We start from the raw sequence: 16,644 nt of genomic DNA, 5'->3' as shown, positions 1-16,644 counted from the left end.
CGGCGCCGGTCAGTTCAGCTCGTCCGCGCGAGGAGCCCCTCGTCGAGGACCCAGCCGGGCAGGTAGAGCACGACGTCGAAGCCCGCGTGGCGGAGGTACTCGACGACGGCGCCCCGCAGTCGGTGACGCAGAGCCGGCGGGCCGTCCACCGCGATCAGCGCGCCGGACGCCACACCCACCCGTCTCGCGTCCGCGATCAGGCCGGCCAGCAGCCGCGGCGAATTCGGGAAGGGAACCGCCCGGCCGTCGAGGGGACGGTACGGGCCGGTCGGTACCGAAGCCGTCGTGTCGATGCGCAGAAGCGGCAGCGGGGTTCTCCCCGCCTCGTCGGGCTCGAGCCTGCCGGTTTCCAGCGCCGCCTCACGCAGGTTGTCCGCGTCCAGGAGGTGCGGATAGCGGTCGCAGACCGCACCGGTCGAGGTGAACACCGGATCGGTGTGGCGGCCCACGACGAACACTGCGATTCGACGCGCAGCGGACACCTGACTAGGCATGGCGCACCGCCGCGAATGTGCTGCGAAAGAACAACAGGGGCGACCGGTCGACACCGTTCGAGATACGGCGCAGCGCCAGCAGTACGAGGAAGTGGTCGCCGGCGGGGATGGCCTCCGACACCGTGGCCTCGAACCATGCGGACGCATCGTCGATGACGACCGCCCCCGAGGCGGTCACGCGGTAACCGACCGAGTCGAAGCGCCGGTCCGCCTCCTTCGCGGACAGTTGCACCCCGCACGCGCCCTGAGACTCGGCCAGGATGCTCGCGCCGATCGCCTCCGCCCGGGCGATCAGCGGCCAGGTGGCAGATTCGTTGCGGATGGACACGACCATCAGCGGCGGGTCGAGCGAGACGTTGGTGAATGAACTCACCGCCATGCCGACGGGTTCACCGTCCACCATGGCACCGAGCGCGAGAACCCCGCTCGGGATCCGTCCGAAGAAGGTTCGCAGGGTCCGTTGGACGAATGGCTCGGAGATCGTCGTCATGGCGATGCACTCCCGTGGGATCGGTTCAGGCTGGCACTTCACATCCTCGGACGCCGCCGCCGGTCTGCCATCGGTCGTTGTACGTATCCGGCTACGGATTCGCGCGCTCGGACCGCCGGATACATGTGCGCCGAACTCCGAACTCCGCATGCGATCCGCACGATGACGGATTCCCCTCGGGGTTCGTCGTCGGCACGCTGAGACGCCGAAGCACACCCAACCAGAGAGGTTTCACGCGATGAACGCAATCTGTGCCGAACCGACGAGTGCGGAGGCCGGCGCCTTCGCCTGTGCCCTGGGGGGCTTCGCCGATCTCCGCCTCGGGGCAGCACTCGTACTGATCGGGATTCTTGCCTTCATCGCGAGTGGGGTGGCGATCGTGCTGCCACCTGCTCCGGCGCGCACACCGATCGCGGAATGAGGGAGATCGCAATGTCCCGGCAACCGACAGGAAGAACACAGCTGAACGCCGTCTTCGATGCGGTCGATGCTCTGCGCGACGACATGGTCTCCGTGCTGTCCGACGTGATCGCGATTCCCAGCGTCAATCCCAAATATCCCGGTCAGGTGTATGACGCCGTCGTCGGTGAAGAGGGGCATGTCAGTGAGGTGCTCGCCGAGATCTACCAGGATGCCGGTGCGGACGTCGAAAGATGGGCGGTCGAGCCGGGGCGGACGAATGCGGTCGGCACGATCTCCGGCAGCGGCGGCCCCGGTCGGTCCCTCATTTTCAACGGTCACGTCGACGTCGTTCCGCCGGGCAACTCCGACCGGTGGGAATCGGGAACGCCGTTCTCCGGCCGAATCGACGACGACCGCATCTGGGGCCGCGGTGCGAGCGACATGAAAGCCGGGTTGGTGGCGCAGGCCTTCGCGGTGAAAGCTCTTACCCGCGCCGGAGTTCGATTACAGGGTGACCTGATCATCCAAGCCGTGGTCGGGGAGGAGGTGATGGACCACGAGTGCGGAATCTCGTCCACCCTGGAGCGTGGCTACCGTGCGGACGCCGCGGTGGTCGCGGAACCGAGTGGCCCGACCCGGCTCGGCGTCATTCCGGTCAGTCCCGGTCTGCTGTGGTTCTCGGTCACGGTCGGCGGCAAGACCACCCACTCCTCGATGCGCGGGCAGACCATCCGCGCGGGCGGCGGCGGGTCCAGCGTGGGCGTGAACGCCATCGACAAAGGTTTCCTCGTCTACCAGGCCATTCAGCGTCTCGAGGAGGAGTGGGCGTTCACGAAAACCCATCCGTTGTTCGCTCCGGGACACTTCACCATCCATCCGGGAGTCGTCGCCGGGGGACCTCACGGTGTCCAGGTGCCGTTCTTCTTGTCGGAGTCGATGACCACCGAGTACTGCGTCTGGTATCCACCGCAGGACGACCCGGAGGACGTCAAACGCGAGATCGAAGCCCAGATCGAAGCGATCGCGCAGACCGACGGCTGGCTGCGGGACCACCCGCCCACAGTCGAGTGGAAGCTCAACTGGCCCGCCAACGATCCCGGCGAGGCCGCCGTCGACATCACCGCGGCGGTCTCGGCCGCCCACGTCGCCGCCGCGGGCGACACCCCCTACGCCGGCCCGGCGACGGTCACCGGATTCTGCGCCGTGGAGGACTGCTCCTTCCTCACTCGCGCAGGTGTCCCGGCCATCAGCTACGGCCCCGGTGATCTCCGGGTCTCGCACGCGGACGACGAGTACTGCCTGCTCGACGAGGTGCACACAGCCGCGCGAACCTATGCGGCGCTCGCGCTGGACTGGTGTGCACCGGCCACCAGCTGATCGATCGGAACGGCCGGGGCCGCGGCCGAGACCCGGACACCTGACGCCCACTTCTCGAAGGAATCCACGATGTATCTCACCCAATCACTGCACCGCGCGCTTCAGCAGGAGCCCGACCGCATCGCCACGATCTTCGGGGACCGGGTCCGCACGGTCGCCGAGTCGGTCGATCGGATCGCCCGACTCGGCGGGGCGTTGCGGTCACTCGGAGTCCAGGCCGGCGACCGCGTCGCATTTCTCGGTCTGAACTCCGATCGCTACCACGAGTATCTGTTCGCGGTGCCGTGGATCGGGGGCGTGGTCAACCCGGTCAACATCCGGTGGAGCCCCGCCGAGATCGCCTACTCCCTGACCGACTCGGGCACACGTGTCCTGCTGGTCGACGAGGCTTTCGCGAAAATCGTTCCAGCGCTTCGAGATCAGGTCGAACACTTGCAGATCGCCATCTTCGCCGGGGAGGGCGAAGTCCCGGACACGGCATTCGGATACGAGGACCTGATCGCGGGCAGCGAGGCGGTGGAGGACACGCGGACCGGCGGCGACGCACTGCTGGGCCTGTTCTACACGGGCGGAACAACCGGGCACCCGAAGGGCGTCATGGTGAGCCACGACAACCTCGTCACGTCGGGGCTCGGATCCCTGGCGACCGGCCAGGTGGTCACACACGGCGGGCGGATACTGCACGCCGCCCCGATGTTCCACATGGCCGACATCGCGATGTGGACGATCGGCAATCTCGCCGGTTCCACGCACGTCATCATCCCGACGTTCACCTCCGCCGCCACCCTGAACGCCATCTCCGAACACCACATCACGGATGCATTACTGGTACCGACCATGATCCAGATGCTCGTGGACGACCCGTCCGGGGCCGACATCGACCTCACCAGCGTCGAGCACTTCGTCTACGGCGCCTCACCGATCTCCGAAGCACTACTCGACGGTGCCCGCGCACTCTTTCCCACCGCCCGATTCACCCAGGCATACGGCATGACCGAACTCTCGCCGATCACCACCCTGCTCGCACCGTCCGACCACGACGACCCGGCCTTGACACGCGCAACGGGACGCGCGGTCGCCCACGCTGAGGTACGCATCGTCGACCCCGAGGGCAACGAGGTGCCCCGGGGAACGATCGGCGAAGTCGTCGCGCGCGGCGACCACGTCATGCGCGGGTACTGGAACAAACCCGAGGCCACCGCCGACGCTGTGCGGGACGGTTGGATGCACACTGGCGACGGCGGATACATGGACGACCGCGGATACGTCTTCGTCGTCGACCGTCTCAAGGACATGATCATCACCGGGGGTGAGAACGTCTACTCGGTCGAGGTGGAAAACGCGTTGGCCGAGCACCCCGCGGTGGCCGGATGTGCGGTGATCGGCGTGCCCGACACCCGCTGGGGCGAGCGGGTGCATGCCGTCGTGGTGGTTCACCCCGGCGAAAAGGCGAGCCCGGACGGATTGCGGGAGCACTGCCGGGAACGAATCGCGAGCTACAAGGTGCCCCGCTCCATCGAATTCGTCGACGCACTACCGATGTCCGGGGCAGGCAAGATCCTCAAACGGGAACTGCGCACGCCGCACTGGGAGAATACGCGGGTGCCCGGATGAGCATTCCGGCCCCTGCGGCAAATCGACGGGTACGATCTGGTCTGTGAACCTGCCGGCGGCTATCTGGTGGCCCTATCGCTGACGGCCACCCGCGTCACCGTGCCGGCCGGCGCCCGCACGGTGATCCAGCAGGCTCATCCGTCGGGGCACCGATTGCAGCGCAGCACGTTCCGGACGCACCCATCGACGAAGGAGAGTTACTTGACCATGTCCCCGGCAACCGGAGCCGAACTGGCTCGTTCATTGGAGCCTCTGGGGGTTGCGGTCCCCTCGGCCGTTCCCACGCATTGGTACAACCTGGCGGCGGATCTTCCGGAACCCGTTCCGCCGCATCTACATCCGGGCACCCGCGAGCCGCTGGGACCGGAGGACCTGGCGCCGCTGTTTCCGGCGAGCCTGATCGAGCAGGAGGTCGCGACCGACCGCTACATCGAGATCCCCGAGACGGTTCGGGAGATCTACGGCATGTGGCGCCCGTCGCCGCTGGTGCGGGCGCATCGGCTCGAGCGGGTGCTCGGCACCCCGGCACGGATCTTTTACAAGTACGAGGGTGTGAGCCCGGTCGGCTCGCACAAGCCGAATACGGCTGTCGCGCAGGCCTACTACAACGCCCTCGAGGGCACCACCAAGCTCACCACCGAGACCGGCGCCGGCCAGTGGGGCGCGTCGTTGTCGTTCGCCGGTGCGCTGCTCGGTCTCGACGTCGAGGTGTGGCAGGTTCGCGCGTCCTACGACGCGAAGCCGTACCGCCGACTCCAGATGGAGGCGTACGGCGGCATCTGCCATCCGTCGCCGTCCGACCTCACCGAGGCGGGACGGGCGATTCTCGCCGAGCACCCCGACACGACGGGTTCGCTGGGCATGGCGATCAGCGAGGCCGTCGAGGTTGCCGCCAAAGACCCGCGCGCACACTACTCACTGGGCAGCGTCCTCAACCACGTCATGCTCCACCAGACCGTGATCGGCCAGGAAGCGATGGCCCAGCTGGAGGAGGCGGGCGAGCCGGTCGCGCACACGGTATTCGGTTGCGCCGGCGGCGGTTCCAACCTTGCCGGCCTGACGTTCCCGTTCCTCGGCCGCAACTTGCGCGAGGGCACCACCACCCGCCTCGTCGCGTGTGAGCCGGCGGCCTGCCCGTCGCTCACACAGGGCGAGTACCGCTACGACTTCGGAGACGTCGCGGGTCTGACTCCACTGTTGAAGATGTACACGCTGGGCAACGACTTCGTTCCGCCTGCAATCCACGCGGGCGGTCTGCGGTACCACGGCATGTCGCCGATGGTCTCGCACGCCGTCGCCCTCGGACTGATGGAGGCGACCGCGATCGAGCAGGATGACGCACTCACCGCGGGCCTGCTCTTCGCCCGCGCCGAAGGCATCATCCCCGCGCCGGAATCCACGCACGGTGTCGCCGCGGCCGTCGCGCACGCCCGCACGGTCACCGAACCGGAGGTCGTGGTCATCGGACTGTCCGGCAACGGCCAGCTGGACCTCCCCGCGTACAGCCGGTACGTCTGATCGATGTGCCGAGGCAGATCCACGTACGGGTCTGCCTCGGCGGTCACCGGCGCAGCGTCGACAACCGGCTCACCAGGCGGTCGACGTCGAGGGTGCCCGCGAGTCCGCTGAACATGCCCTCCCATGGCGCGTCCGCCACCACGGTCAGCGCGGTGCCGCGGTCGTACAGCACGTCGACGACGTTCGCGAACCGTCGCACGGTGTCCGTGGCGGCCTCCCGCAGCCGGGGCACACCGGTCATCACCCAGCAGCCGAACCGCTCGGACAGGTCGAGGTAGTCGGCGGGCGCGGTCGGGGTGCCGCACAGCGCCGCGAACTCGAACCAGACCGCCCGGTCGCGTACCGCCGCTGCCGTCACGGTCCGCGTGCCGACGGTCAGGGCGACCCGCTCGGACGGGGCCGGAACCTCGACTTCGGACGCATTGACGAAGCGGCCGGCGGCGAATCCGGCGTCCGGCGCTCCCGCGGTGCGGTAGTCGACGGGTCCGGCCACCCTCAGGACGGTCAGATTCCGTTCCAGCACGGTGATCGTCGGCTCGAACAGGTGATGGAACAGTGGGTTGGGCAGCAGTCCTTCGGGCGGATAGTTCGACGTCGCCACCAGCGTGATGCCGCGGGCGAACAGCGCCTTCAGCAGCCGCGCCACCAGCATCGCGTCCCCGACGTCGTGGAGGTGGAACTCGTCGAAGCACAGCAACCGGACGTCGCCGAGCGCCGCGTCGATCGCGAGGTCGATGGACCCCAGCGCGTGCGCGTCGGCGTGGAGGCGGCGGAAGAACGAGTGAAAGTGCACGCGCCGTTTCGGGACCTCGGAAGCCGCGTGGAAGCGATCCATCAGCCAGGTTTTGCCACGTCCGACGGGCCCCCACAGGTACACGCCGCGAACCCCGGGTCTCCCCTGCGCCAGGCCGTCGGCGGTCTCGTCCAGGACTGCCGCGGCCGGGCGCTGCGCGTCGTCCAGCAGAACCTCTACATTCACGGAAGGAGACACTACGAACGGGGAGTCTCGGGCGACAAGCAGATGTGAGGAGGGAGACTGTGCGGCGCGACGGCCCGAAGGAGGCAAGTGAGGCGACGAGAAGCCCGCATTTCTGCGAAGATCGTGACGTGAACCCCCAGTACCTCAGCCGTCTCCCCGACAGCGGTTTCGACCGCGTCGACGCACTCCTCGCGCCCGTGGACAGCGACCTCGCGGCGGCGTTTCCGGGTGATCGGCAGCAACCGCAGCCCATCCACACCGTCTACGTGAGCGCGGCGGACGCCGGCCCGGACACCCCGAGGGTGTGGGGTGAGCAGGCTGTCGAACTGCTGGACAGGTACACCGAGGCACTGTCCGAAATCGGCACGACCGGTGCACTTCCCGACGTGCGCGCGACGCTCGAGCGCAGTCCGATCCAGGATCTGCGGATCGACTTCGAGGACGGCTACGGCTGGCGGAGCGACGACGTCGAGGACGCGGCCGCACTGGAGACGGGTCGCACGCTGCGACAGCTGTCGTCCGACCTGTCCGGACCGCGGTCCCTGGGGATCCGCGCGAAGGGCCTGGCGCCGCACGAGCGCCGCCGCGGGATCCGCACGCTCGAACTCGTCCTCGAAGGCGCGGGTGGGGTTCCCGACGGCTTCGTGTTCACCGTGCCGAAACTGCGTGCAGCCCAGCAGGTCACCGCCGTCGTCGCGTTGTGCGAGGAACTGGAGAGCGCGTACGGGCTTCCTGACGGGTCGCTGCGCTTCGAGTTGCAGATCGAGAGCCCGCAGGCCGTCCTCGGGCCGGACGGCACCGTGACCGTCGCGAAGGCGATCCAGCTCGCCGAGGGACGCTGCACCGGATTACACTACGGCACTTACGACTACAGCGCGGCCTGCGGAATCGCCTCCCGGTTCCAGTCGCTCGAGCACCCGGTGGCCGACCACGCCAAGTCCGTGATGCTGGTGGCGGCGGCCCAAACCGGGGTGTGGGTGTGCGACGGATCCACCCAGGTGGTCCCGCAGGGCAGCGACGAGGAGATCCGCGCGGCGCTGGCCCGGCACTACCGGCTCGTCACCCGTTCGCTCGAACGCGGGTACTACCAGGGGTGGGACATGCATCCCGGGCATCTGATCACCCGCTGGCTCGCGACGTTCGACTTCTACCGCGACGCCCTGCCCGCCGCGGCCACCCGCCTGCAGGCCTACCTCGACCGCCAGGGCGGCGGGGTGATGGACGAACCGGCCACCGCGCAGGCCCTCGCGACGGTGGTGCTGCGGGGGCTGGCGTGCGGAGCGTTCGACGAGGACGCGGTCCGCGCGCAGGCCCCCGGATGCACGGTGGACACGCTCCGCGACCTCCTCACCCGGGCGGTGGTCCCGGAGAGCTGACCGCCTCCCCGCCCACGAGGACCACCCGCACCACCCCCTCCGAGGTCCTACACTTGGCCCACGCCCGATCAGGAGGTACCAGCGCCCGTGACCCCGAACGCCTTGACCCCGCCCAGCTTCCGGAGTCTGCCGGACCTGGCCGTACGCACACTCGGCGGCGCCGTCGTGTGGGCCAACGACGAGCTGTTCGCCGAGCGGGAGAACCTCATCCGCCCGACGGCCGCCGTGTACCAGCCGGCGACGTTCGGGCACAAGGGTCAGGTGTACGACGGCTGGGAGACCCGCCGCCGCCGGGTGGCGGGCACGGACGAGGCGATCGTCCGGCTCGGGGTTCCCGGTGTGGTGCGCGGCGTCGTGGTCGACACCGCCTGGTTCAAGGGCAACTACCCACCGGAGATCTCCGTGCAGGCCGCGTCCGTCGACGGCTACCCGTCCGCCGACGAACTGGTCGCCGCCGACTGGACCACGATCGTCGAGCGCAGCCCCGTCCAGGGTGACACCGAGAATCCGTTCGCGGTCGACTCCGGCGCTCGGTGGACGCACGTGAAGCTCACGATGCACCCGGACGGCGGTGTCGCCCGGCTCCGGGTGCACGGCGAGGGCCGTCCCGACCCCCGTTTCCTCGACGCGGGCCCCGTCGATCTCGCGGCGCTCGAGAACGGCGCCCGAGTCACGTCCTGTTCCAACATGTTCTACGGGTCGCCGCAGAACATGCTGCTCCCCGGTCTCGCCCGGGTGATGGGCGACGGCTGGGAGACGTCCCGCCGCCGCGACGACGGCAACGACTGGGTCGAGATCCGGCTCGCCGCCCAGGGCACGGTGTCGCTGGCCGAGCTCGACACCTCCTACTTCCTCGGCAATGCCCCCGGTGAGGCGAGCCTGCTCGGCCGGGACGGCGACGGCGAGTGGACGGATCTGCTTCCGCGGACGCGCCTGCAGCCCGACACGAGGCACCGCTTCGTCATCGACAGCGACCGGCCCGTCACGGAGGCCCGGCTCGACATCTTCCCGGACGGCGGCATGGCGCGGTTGCGGTTGTGGGGTTCCCTGACCGACGCGGGACGGGCAGGGTTGACGGCATGACTCACGGTTTCGATGACAGCTATCCCCGTGACCTGGTCGGATACGGGCAGCACCCGCCCGATCCGCAGTGGCCGGGCGGCGCGAAGATCGCTGTCCAGTTCGTCCTCAACTACGAGGAGGGCGCCGAGAACAACGTCCTCCACGGCGACGACGCGTCGGAGACGTTCCTGTCGGAGATGGTCGGTGCGCAGCCGTTCCCGAACCGGCACATGAGCATGGAATCGATCTACGAATACGGTTCCCGCGCCGGGCTCTGGCGGGTGCTCCGGGCGTTCGAGCGGCGCGGACTGCCGCTCACGATCTTCGCGGTGGCCAAGGCCATGCAGCGGAACCCGGAGGCCGTCAGCGCCTTTCGCGAACTCGGTCACGAGATCGCCTGCCACGGCCTGTGGTGGAAGTCGTACCAGCTGTCCGACGAGGACGCCGAACGCAGGGACCTGGCCGAGGCGGTGGAGATCCTGCGGGACCTCACCGGCGAAGCCCCGCTGGGCTGGTACACCGGCCGCGACTCCCCGCTCACCCGGAAGCTGGTGGTCGAGCACGGCGGCTTCGAGTACGACTCCGACTCGTACGCCGACGACCTGCCCTACTGGGTGAAGGTCGACGCCCCCGGGAAGGGCCTCGTCGACCACCTGGTGGTGCCGTACACCCTCGACACCAACGACATGCGGTTCGCGTCGCCCGGCGGTTTCCCGAGCGGCGAGCAGTTCTTCGCGCACCTGCGGGACGCCTTCGACGTCCTGTACGCGGAGGGCACGGCCGGGGCGCCGAAGATGCTGTCCGTGGGTCTGCACTGCCGCATCGTCGGCAGGCCCGCCCGCACCGCGGCGCTGGAGCGTTTCCTCGACCACGTGCAGTCCCACGACGACGTGTGGGTCGCCCGGCGCATCGAGATCGCCCGCCACTGGCGCGCCGTCCACCCCGCCTGAGGACGGACCGATGCCCCCGCGAAGACCGTCCTTGCTGGTCACGAACCTGGCCAACCGGGATCCCGGCAGCTCGCAGACCGTGATCCTGGAGGAACTGCGCCGGGTGATCCTCAGCGGCGGCGCCCCGCCGGGCACCCCGATCCCGGTGGACGAGGTGGCCGAGCACTTCGGTGTCAGCCGCATCCCGATCCGGGAGTCGCTGAAGACGCTGATCGGCGAGGGTCTCGTCGATCACCGGGCCAATGCCGGATACACGGTTGCCCGGCTGACCGTCGACGAACTCGAGGAGCTCTACCTGGTGCGGGGCGTCCTCGAGTCGGCGGCGCACTCGGTGGCCATCACCCTGGCCGACGACGCCGACGACACGAGGGCCCGGGAGACGTACGCGGCGCTCGACCGCTCGGTTCTCGAGGACGACCTGACCGCGTATCACCGGGAGAGCCGCAACTTCCACCTCGCCCTGGCGTCGCCGTGCCGGATGCAGCGGCTGCTGCACATGTTCGAGGCGGCGTGGAACATCACCGAGCCGGTGCAGCCGATGTCGCAGGTCGACACCCCGGAGCGGCTGCGGCTGCACCTCGGGCACCGCGACATGCTCGCGGCGTTCCTCGCCCGGGACGCCGCCGCGCTGAAGGCGGCCACCGATCGGCACAACGAACAACTCGACACGGTGATCGCCGCCCTGCCCACGGACACCGGGATCTTCCGGGACACGCCCGGGTAGGCCGTGCGGCAAGATATATTCTCGGCCCGATCGGGCGCCCGCGAGAATATATCTTCGCCGTCACAGTCAGGAAATATCCGAAAACTACTTTTGCTCCCAGCGCTTCGGTGGTGTGCTTTTCACCGAGGCACCCTCACGTCGAAGCAGTCGTCTCCGGACTGCACCAGGGAGCAAAACGATGACTCAGACAGCGCCCTCCTCCTCCGAAGGGGAAACCGTCCCCGGTGCACACCTGGCCGGCGCCGGGCTGATCAAACCCGGCTACCACCCGCGACTGACCAACGACGACCTCGCGCCGCTGAAGACCCAGTCGTGGTCGTCGTACAACATCTTCGCGTTCTGGATGTCCGACGTGCACAGCGTCGGCGGGTACGTCACCGCGGGCAGCCTCTTCGCGCTCGGGCTGACCAGCTGGCAGGTCCTCGTCGCCCTCGTGGTCGGCATCGCGATCGTCAACGTGTTCGCGAACCTGGTGGCCAAACCCAGCCAGGTCACCGGTGTCCCCTACCCGGTCATGTGCCGCAGCGCCTTCGGCGTCCTGGGCGCGAACGTCCCGGCCGTCATCCGCGGCCTCATCGCGGTCGCCTGGTACGGAATCCAGACCTACCTGGCGTCGCACGCGTTCGTGATCCTCGGCCTGAAGATCTGGCCGGGCCTGGCGCCCTGGGCGGACGTGCACGAGCACGGATTCCTCGGCCTGTCGGCGCTCGGCTGGGCCGGGTTCATGACGATGTGGGTGCTGCAGGCGCTGGTCTTCTGGCGCGGCATGGAAAGCATCCGCAAGTTCATCGACTTCTGCGGCCCCGCCGTCTACGTCGTGATGTTGATGCTCGCCATCTACCTGATCAGCGAAGCCGGCTGGTCGAACATCAGCCTGAACCTCGGCGAGGTGAACTACACCGGCTGGTCGGCGGTGCCCGTGGTGCTGGGTGCGATCGCCCTTGTCGTGTCGTACTTCTCGGGCCCGATGCTCAACTTCGGCGACTTCTCCCGGTACGGAAAGACGTTCGCCGCGGTCAAGCGCGGCAACTTCCTCGGCCTCCCGGTGAACTTCCTGTTCTTCTCGATCCTCACCGTCGTCACCGCGTCGGCGACCCTGCCCGTGTACGGCCGCCTGATCACCGATCCGGTCGAGACGGTCGCGCAGATGGACAACCTGTTCGCCGTCGTCCTCGGGCTGCTCACCTTCATCGTCGCCACCATCGGTATCAACATCGTCGCCAACTTCGTGTCCCCGGCCTTCGACTTCTCGCACGTCAGCCCGCAGCGCATCAGCTGGCGCACGGGCGGAATGATCGCCGCCGTCGGATCCGTCCTGATCACCCCGTGGAACCTGTACAACAACCCGGAGGTGATCCACTACACGCTCGAGACGCTCGGCGCCTTCATCGGGCCGCTGTTCGGAATCCTCATCGCGGACTACTACCTGGTGCGCAGGCAGCGGATCATCCTCGACGACATGTTCACCATGTCGCACGACGGAACATACTGGTACAAGAAGGGTTACAACCCGGCCGCGATCATCTCCACCGTCGTCGGCGCGATCGTCGCGATGGTTCCCGTGATCCTCAAGGCCCAGCCGTTCGGACTGGACGTGTGGGGCATGGCCGGCGCCGCCCAGTACTCGTGGTTCCTGGGCATGGGCATCGGATTCCTCTGCTATTTCGCACTGTCCACCGGCGCGCGTCGTGCGCACCGCACGGCCCCGGCCGAGGTGTAGGTCGAGGAACGTGCACATCAAGATCGTCAATCCCAACACCACCCGGGCGATGACCGACAAGATCGGCGACTGCGCCCGCACCGTCGCCGGGCCCGGGACGCTCGTCGAGGCTGTGAGCCCGCAGATGGGCCCCGCCTCCATCGAGAGTCATTACGACGAAGCACTCAGTGTCCCTGGGCTTCTCGAGGAGATCGCGCGCGGCGAGGAGACCGGCGTGGACGGGTACGTGATCGCCTGCTTCGGCGACCCGGGCCTCGACGCGGCCCGGGAACTGGCCTCCGGCCCCGTGCTCGGCATCGCCGAGGCGGCCATGCACACCGCGAGCTTCCTCGGCCGCGGGTTCAGCGTCGTCACCACACTGGGACGCACCCGGGGGCGGGCGTGGGAACTCGCCGAACGGTATGGCATGCAACGCTTCTGCCTCGGGGTGCACGCGTGCGAAATCGCGGTCCTCGACCTCGACCGCGACCCGGACGCGGTGAAGGTGATCACCGAGGCCTGCCGCGCCGCCCTCGACCGGGACGGTTCGGACGCGATCGTACTGGGCTGCGCGGGCATGGCGGACCTGTGCGCGGTCATCTCGGCGGAACTCGGCGTGCCGGTGGTCGACGGCGTGGCGGCGGCGACCCTCATGGTGCAGTCCCTCGTGACGCTCGGATTGCGGACCGGCGCGCGCGGCGAGTTCGCGGCTCCCCTGCCCAAGAAATACACCGGACTGCTCGAGGGTTTCGGTCGCTGACCCCGAATGGCTGCGCCCTGTGCGCCATAGTGGTAGCCAGAGATACCGAAAAGGCGCACGAGCGAGGAGCCGTCATGACCGAACCGCCCGGCCTGATCGCGTTCAACGCGCTGAGCGACGCGCGGGCCGCCGACCTGCTGGTGCAGTGCTGTGCGTCGACGGTGTGGGCGCAGCGGATGGCCGCCGGGCGGCCGTTCCCGTCCGCCGACGCGCTGCACACCGCCGCCGACAACGTGCTGGCCGACCTGAGCGAGTCCGAGGTCGACGCGGCCCTGGCCGGTCATCCGCGGATCGGCGACCGCGCGGACAACCCCTCGTCGGCGCGCGAACAGTCGGCGGTCGCGTCCGCCGACGACGACGTCCGCGCGCGCCTGCGGGCGGGCAACGAGGAGTACGAGCAGAGGTTCGGGCACGTCTACCTGGTGTGCGCGTCGGGTCGGTCGGCGCAGGAACTACTCGACGTGCTGCACGCGCGTCTCGGCAACGACGCGGCGACGGAACGCAAGATCCTGCGGACCGAACTCGCCGCCATCAACCGGTTGCGCCTGGAACGCCTTCTCGGCGAGATCGGAGACACGGTCCCCTGATGTCCAAGATCCTGAGCACCCACGTACTGGACGCCACCGACGGCACACCCGCAACGGGGGTGCACGTCCAGCTGGTGTCCTCGGCCGGCGACGTCCTCGCGAGCGCGACGACCGATTCGGACGGCCGCATCGCCGAGATCGCGCCGGACGGTCTGACCGCCGCCACCTATTCGCTGGTCTTCGCCACCGGCGACTACTTCGCCGCCCGCGGCCGGGAGACGTTCTACCCGGAGGTGACCGTCACGTTCGTCCTCGACGACCCGCAGCAGGGGTATCACGTCCCGTTGCTGTTGTCCCCGTTCGCCTATTCCACCTACCGCGGGAGCTGAAGAATGACCGACCTCACCGGCGCCATCGTCCTGGGCGAGCACCAGTACGGCAAGGCCGAGAACCGCATCGTGCGGATCTACCGCGACACCCCGCGGCACGAGATCCGGGACGTGAGCGTGTCGACGTGCCTGCGCGGCGACTTCTCGGCCGCGCACCTCGCCGGCGACCAGAGTTCGGTGCTGCCCACCGACACCCAGAAGCAGACGGCGTACTCCTACGCGAAGGAGAAGGGACTCGACTCCATCGAGGAGTACGGGCTCACGCTGGCACGGCACTTCGTGGACGACGTGGCCCCGGTCGCGGGTGCCCGCATCGAGATCGAGGAGTACGCCTGGCAGCGGGCGGTGGTCGACGGGGCGGAACACGACCACACCTGGGTGCGCAAGGGCGAGGAGGTGCGCACCGCGGCGATCACCGTCGACGCCGACGGCACGTGGGTGGTCGGCGGGCTGAAGGATCTGGTGATCCTCAAGTCCACGGGCAGCGAATTCTTCGGATTCCTGAAGGACGAGTACACGATCCTCGAGGAGACCCACGACCGGGTGATGGCGACGTCGCTGGTCGTGCAGTGGCGGTTCGTCACCACCGACGTGGACTGGAACAGCGTCTACGCCGGCATCAAGGAGCAGATCGTCGCGACGTTCGCGACCGTCCATTCGCTCGCCCTGCAGCAGACGCTGTACGAGATCGGCAAGGCGATCCTGGAGCGCTACCCCGTGCTCGCGGAGGTGCGGCTGTCCGCCCCGAACAAGCACCACTTCGCACACGACCTCGCGCGTTTCGGCGTGGAGAACGACAACGAGGTCTTCCACGCCGCCGACCGCCCGTACGGCCTGATCCAGGCCACGGTGCAGCGTTCCGACGCCCCGAACCCCGGGCCCGCGTGGTCCGCGTACGCGGGGTGGCTCAGCTGATGTCCGAGGGCCCCGGCACGGTCGTCGTCGCCGGTGCGTACGTCGCCACGGTCGACACGTCGGGTACCGAGCATCCGGACGGCTACGTCGTCGTCCGGGGCAACCGCATCGTCGACGTCGGTGCCGGTCCCGCGCCGGAGATCGAGGGCGCACGGGTCGTCGACGGACGCGGGTGCCTGCTGACACCCGGACTGGTGAACACCCACCACCACCTGTACCAGTGGATCACCCGCGGGCTCGCCGCCGACGACAACCTGTTCGGCTGGCTGACCACCCTCTACCCGATCTGGGCGGGCATCGACGCCGACGCCGTCCGGACCGCCGCCACCGGCGGTCTCGCCTGGCTGGCGAAACACGGGTGCACGACCACGACCGACCACCATTACGTCGTGCCCCGCGACGGCGGCGACGTGTTCGGCGCCGAGATCGAGGCCGCCCGGACCGTCGGGCTGCGGTTCCACCCCAGCCGGGGGTCGATGGACCTCGGCCACAGCCGGGGCGGGTTACCACCCGACTCGGTGGTGGAGCGTCTCGACGACGTCCTCACCGGCACCCAGGACGTCATCGACCGCTGGCACGACCCGGCGCCCGACTCGATGCTGCGGGTCGCGGTGGCGCCCTGCTCCCCGTTCTCCGTCACCGCCGACCTGCTGACCGAGGCCGCGGCCCTCGCCCGGTCCGCCGGCGTGCGACTGCACACCCACCTCGCGGAAACCGTTGACGAGCAGGACTTCTGCCTCGACCGGTTCGGCTGCACCCCGGTTCAGTACATGGAGCGACTCGGCTGGGTGGGTCCCGACGTCTAGTACGCCCACGCCGTCCACCTCGACGACGTCGCGATCACCACCCTTGCCGGCACCGGCACGGGCGTCGCCCACTGCCCCACGTCCAACGCCCGCCTCGGCGCCGGGATCGCCCGGGCCCGGGACCTCCACGCGGCCGGGGTCCCGCTGGGACTCGGTGTCGACGGCGCCGCCAGCAACGAGGCGTGCAACATGCTCGAGGAGGCCCGCCACACCGTGCTGTTCGCCCGGGCACGCGGCGGCCCGCGCGAGATGACGGTGCGCACCGCGCTCGAACTCGCCACCATCGGCGGGGCCCGGGTGCTCGGCCGGGACGACGAACTCGGCTCCCTCGAACCCGGCAAACTGGCCGACCTCGCACTGTGGCGGGTCGACACCCTCGCACATTCCGGCATCACCGACCCGGTGGCGGCTTTGGTTCTCGGGGCCACGGCGCCGCTGGAGTTGCTTCTGGTGAACGGGCGCGCCGTCGTCGAGCGTGGAAGAGTGATCACCGTGAACGAGGACGACGTCGCCGCGGAGGTCGAGCAGGCCCACCGGGCCCTGGTGCGCAAGGCGGGGTGAG

16 protein-coding genes and 1 pseudogene are annotated in these 16,644 nt (G+C 68.9%); 14 read left to right on the top strand and 3 right to left on the bottom strand.

Annotated features, from left to right (window positions below; genetic code table 11):
• Positions 1–14 precede the first annotated feature (14 nt).
• Together CJ179_RS23625 and CJ179_RS23620 are read right to left on the bottom strand one after the other, a co-directional pair.
• Complete coding sequence (locus CJ179_RS23625; RefSeq protein ID WP_143051415.1) at positions 15–494, bottom strand: hypothetical protein; 480 nt, start codon at positions 492–494, stop codon at positions 15–17.
• Positions 487–984 (bottom strand): flavin reductase family protein, encoded by a 498-nt coding sequence (locus tag CJ179_RS23620; RefSeq protein ID WP_218834837.1) that lies wholly within the window; start codon positions 982–984, stop codon positions 487–489. Before CJ179_RS23620 ends, CJ179_RS23625 begins: the two co-directional genes overlap by 8 nt.
• Positions 985–1,222: 238 nt before the next feature.
• On the opposite strand from CJ179_RS23620, the gene CJ179_RS23615 reads away from it, so the two are divergent.
• From CJ179_RS23615 to CJ179_RS23600, 4 genes are all read left to right on the top strand, one after another.
• On the top strand, positions 1,223–1,405 hold the full coding sequence (locus CJ179_RS23615; protein WP_072939404.1) for a hypothetical protein: 183 nt from the start codon (positions 1,223–1,225) through the stop codon (positions 1,403–1,405).
• Positions 1,406–1,416: 11 nt separating this feature from the next.
• Positions 1,417–2,763 (top strand): ArgE/DapE family deacylase, encoded by a 1,347-nt coding sequence (locus tag CJ179_RS23610; RefSeq protein WP_072939576.1) that lies wholly within the window; start codon positions 1,417–1,419, stop codon positions 2,761–2,763.
• 69 nt (positions 2,764–2,832) lie between these two features.
• On the top strand, positions 2,833–4,377 hold the full coding sequence (locus CJ179_RS23605) for a long-chain-fatty-acid--CoA ligase (protein WP_072939406.1): 1,545 nt from the start codon (positions 2,833–2,835) through the stop codon (positions 4,375–4,377).
• Between the two features lie 201 nt (positions 4,378–4,578).
• The gene (locus CJ179_RS23600; protein ID WP_095863589.1) at positions 4,579–5,895 is read left to right on the top strand and encodes a TrpB-like pyridoxal phosphate-dependent enzyme; all 1,317 of its coding nucleotides are present in this window, start codon (positions 4,579–4,581) and stop codon (positions 5,893–5,895) included.
• A gap of 43 nt (positions 5,896–5,938) precedes the next feature.
• On the opposite strand, the gene zapE is transcribed toward CJ179_RS23600, so the two are convergent.
• Positions 5,939–6,856, bottom strand: coding sequence for a cell division protein ZapE (zapE, locus tag CJ179_RS23595; protein ID WP_095863590.1), 918 nt, complete (start codon positions 6,854–6,856; stop codon positions 5,939–5,941).
• A 146-nt stretch (positions 6,857–7,002) separates the two neighbouring features.
• On the opposite strand from zapE, the gene CJ179_RS23590 reads away from it, so the two are divergent.
• From CJ179_RS23590 to CJ179_RS23545, 10 genes and pseudogenes are all read left to right on the top strand, one after another.
• Positions 7,003–8,250, top strand: coding sequence for an aldolase/citrate lyase family protein (locus tag CJ179_RS23590; RefSeq protein ID WP_095863052.1), 1,248 nt, complete (start codon positions 7,003–7,005; stop codon positions 8,248–8,250).
• An 87-nt stretch (positions 8,251–8,337) separates the two neighbouring features.
• Positions 8,338–9,333, top strand: a complete 996-nt coding sequence (gene alc / locus CJ179_RS23585) for an allantoicase (RefSeq protein WP_095863051.1) — start codon at positions 8,338–8,340, stop codon at positions 9,331–9,333.
• Positions 9,330–10,262: an allantoinase PuuE gene (gene puuE / locus CJ179_RS23580; protein ID WP_095863050.1), complete on the top strand. Its 933-nt coding sequence runs from the start codon at positions 9,330–9,332 to the stop codon at positions 10,260–10,262. Before alc ends, puuE begins: the two co-directional genes overlap by 4 nt.
• Before the next feature lie 10 nt (positions 10,263–10,272).
• Complete coding sequence (locus tag CJ179_RS23575; protein WP_095863049.1) at positions 10,273–10,986, top strand: GntR family transcriptional regulator; 714 nt, start codon at positions 10,273–10,275, stop codon at positions 10,984–10,986.
• 178 nt (positions 10,987–11,164) lie between these two features.
• Positions 11,165–12,706: an NCS1 family nucleobase:cation symporter-1 gene (locus CJ179_RS23570; RefSeq protein WP_095863048.1), complete on the top strand. Its 1,542-nt coding sequence runs from the start codon at positions 11,165–11,167 to the stop codon at positions 12,704–12,706.
• A gap of 10 nt (positions 12,707–12,716) precedes the next feature.
• Positions 12,717–13,445: an aspartate/glutamate racemase family protein gene (locus CJ179_RS23565; protein ID WP_095863047.1), complete on the top strand. Its 729-nt coding sequence runs from the start codon at positions 12,717–12,719 to the stop codon at positions 13,443–13,445.
• Between the two features lie 74 nt (positions 13,446–13,519).
• On the top strand, positions 13,520–14,032 hold the full coding sequence (gene uraD, locus CJ179_RS23560; protein ID WP_095863046.1) for a 2-oxo-4-hydroxy-4-carboxy-5-ureidoimidazoline decarboxylase: 513 nt from the start codon (positions 13,520–13,522) through the stop codon (positions 14,030–14,032).
• On the top strand, positions 14,032–14,361 hold the full coding sequence (uraH, locus tag CJ179_RS23555; protein WP_095863045.1) for a hydroxyisourate hydrolase: 330 nt from the start codon (positions 14,032–14,034) through the stop codon (positions 14,359–14,361). The genes uraD and uraH overlap by 1 nt, the downstream gene beginning before the upstream one ends.
• A 3-nt stretch (positions 14,362–14,364) precedes the next feature.
• On the top strand, positions 14,365–15,276 hold the full coding sequence (gene pucL / locus CJ179_RS23550; RefSeq protein WP_095863044.1) for a factor-independent urate hydroxylase: 912 nt from the start codon (positions 14,365–14,367) through the stop codon (positions 15,274–15,276).
• Positions 15,276–16,643 (top strand): annotated as a pseudogene (locus CJ179_RS23545) (8-oxoguanine deaminase). The gene pucL and the pseudogene CJ179_RS23545 overlap by 1 nt, the downstream one beginning before the upstream one ends.
• Position 16,644 lies beyond the last annotated feature (1 nt).

This window comes from Rhodococcus sp. ACS1 (assembly GCF_002300155.1).
Taxonomy (GTDB): domain Bacteria; phylum Actinomycetota; class Actinomycetes; order Mycobacteriales; family Mycobacteriaceae; genus Rhodococcus_F; species Rhodococcus_F koreensis.
Note: the sequence above shows the minus strand (reverse complement) of the source record. Positions and strands in the feature narration are given on the sequence as shown.

Excerpts from the sequence above, each read along its gene's own strand:
- uraH (WP_095863045.1), top strand. The coding sequence starts at position 14,032 with ATGTCCAAGATCCTGAGCACCCACGTACTGGACGCCACCGACGGCACA.
- puuE (WP_095863050.1), top strand. The coding sequence starts at position 9,330 with ATGACTCACGGTTTCGATGACAGCTATCCCCGTGACCTGGTCGGATAC.
- pucL (WP_095863044.1), top strand. The coding sequence starts at position 14,365 with ATGACCGACCTCACCGGCGCCATCGTCCTGGGCGAGCACCAGTACGGC.
- CJ179_RS23570 (WP_095863048.1), top strand. The coding sequence starts at position 11,165 with ATGACTCAGACAGCGCCCTCCTCCTCCGAAGGGGAAACCGTCCCCGGT.
- CJ179_RS23610 (WP_072939576.1), top strand. The coding sequence starts at position 1,417 with ATGTCCCGGCAACCGACAGGAAGAACACAGCTGAACGCCGTCTTCGAT.
- CJ179_RS23615 (WP_072939404.1), top strand. The coding sequence starts at position 1,223 with ATGAACGCAATCTGTGCCGAACCGACGAGTGCGGAGGCCGGCGCCTTC.
- uraD (WP_095863046.1), top strand. The coding sequence starts at position 13,520 with ATGACCGAACCGCCCGGCCTGATCGCGTTCAACGCGCTGAGCGACGCG.
- CJ179_RS23575 (WP_095863049.1), top strand. The coding sequence starts at position 10,273 with ATGCCCCCGCGAAGACCGTCCTTGCTGGTCACGAACCTGGCCAACCGG.
- CJ179_RS23605 (WP_072939406.1), top strand. The coding sequence starts at position 2,833 with ATGTATCTCACCCAATCACTGCACCGCGCGCTTCAGCAGGAGCCCGAC.
- CJ179_RS23620 (WP_218834837.1), bottom strand. The coding sequence starts at position 984 with ATGACGACGATCTCCGAGCCATTCGTCCAACGGACCCTGCGAACCTTC.
- CJ179_RS23625 (WP_143051415.1), bottom strand. The coding sequence starts at position 494 with ATGCCTAGTCAGGTGTCCGCTGCGCGTCGAATCGCAGTGTTCGTCGTG.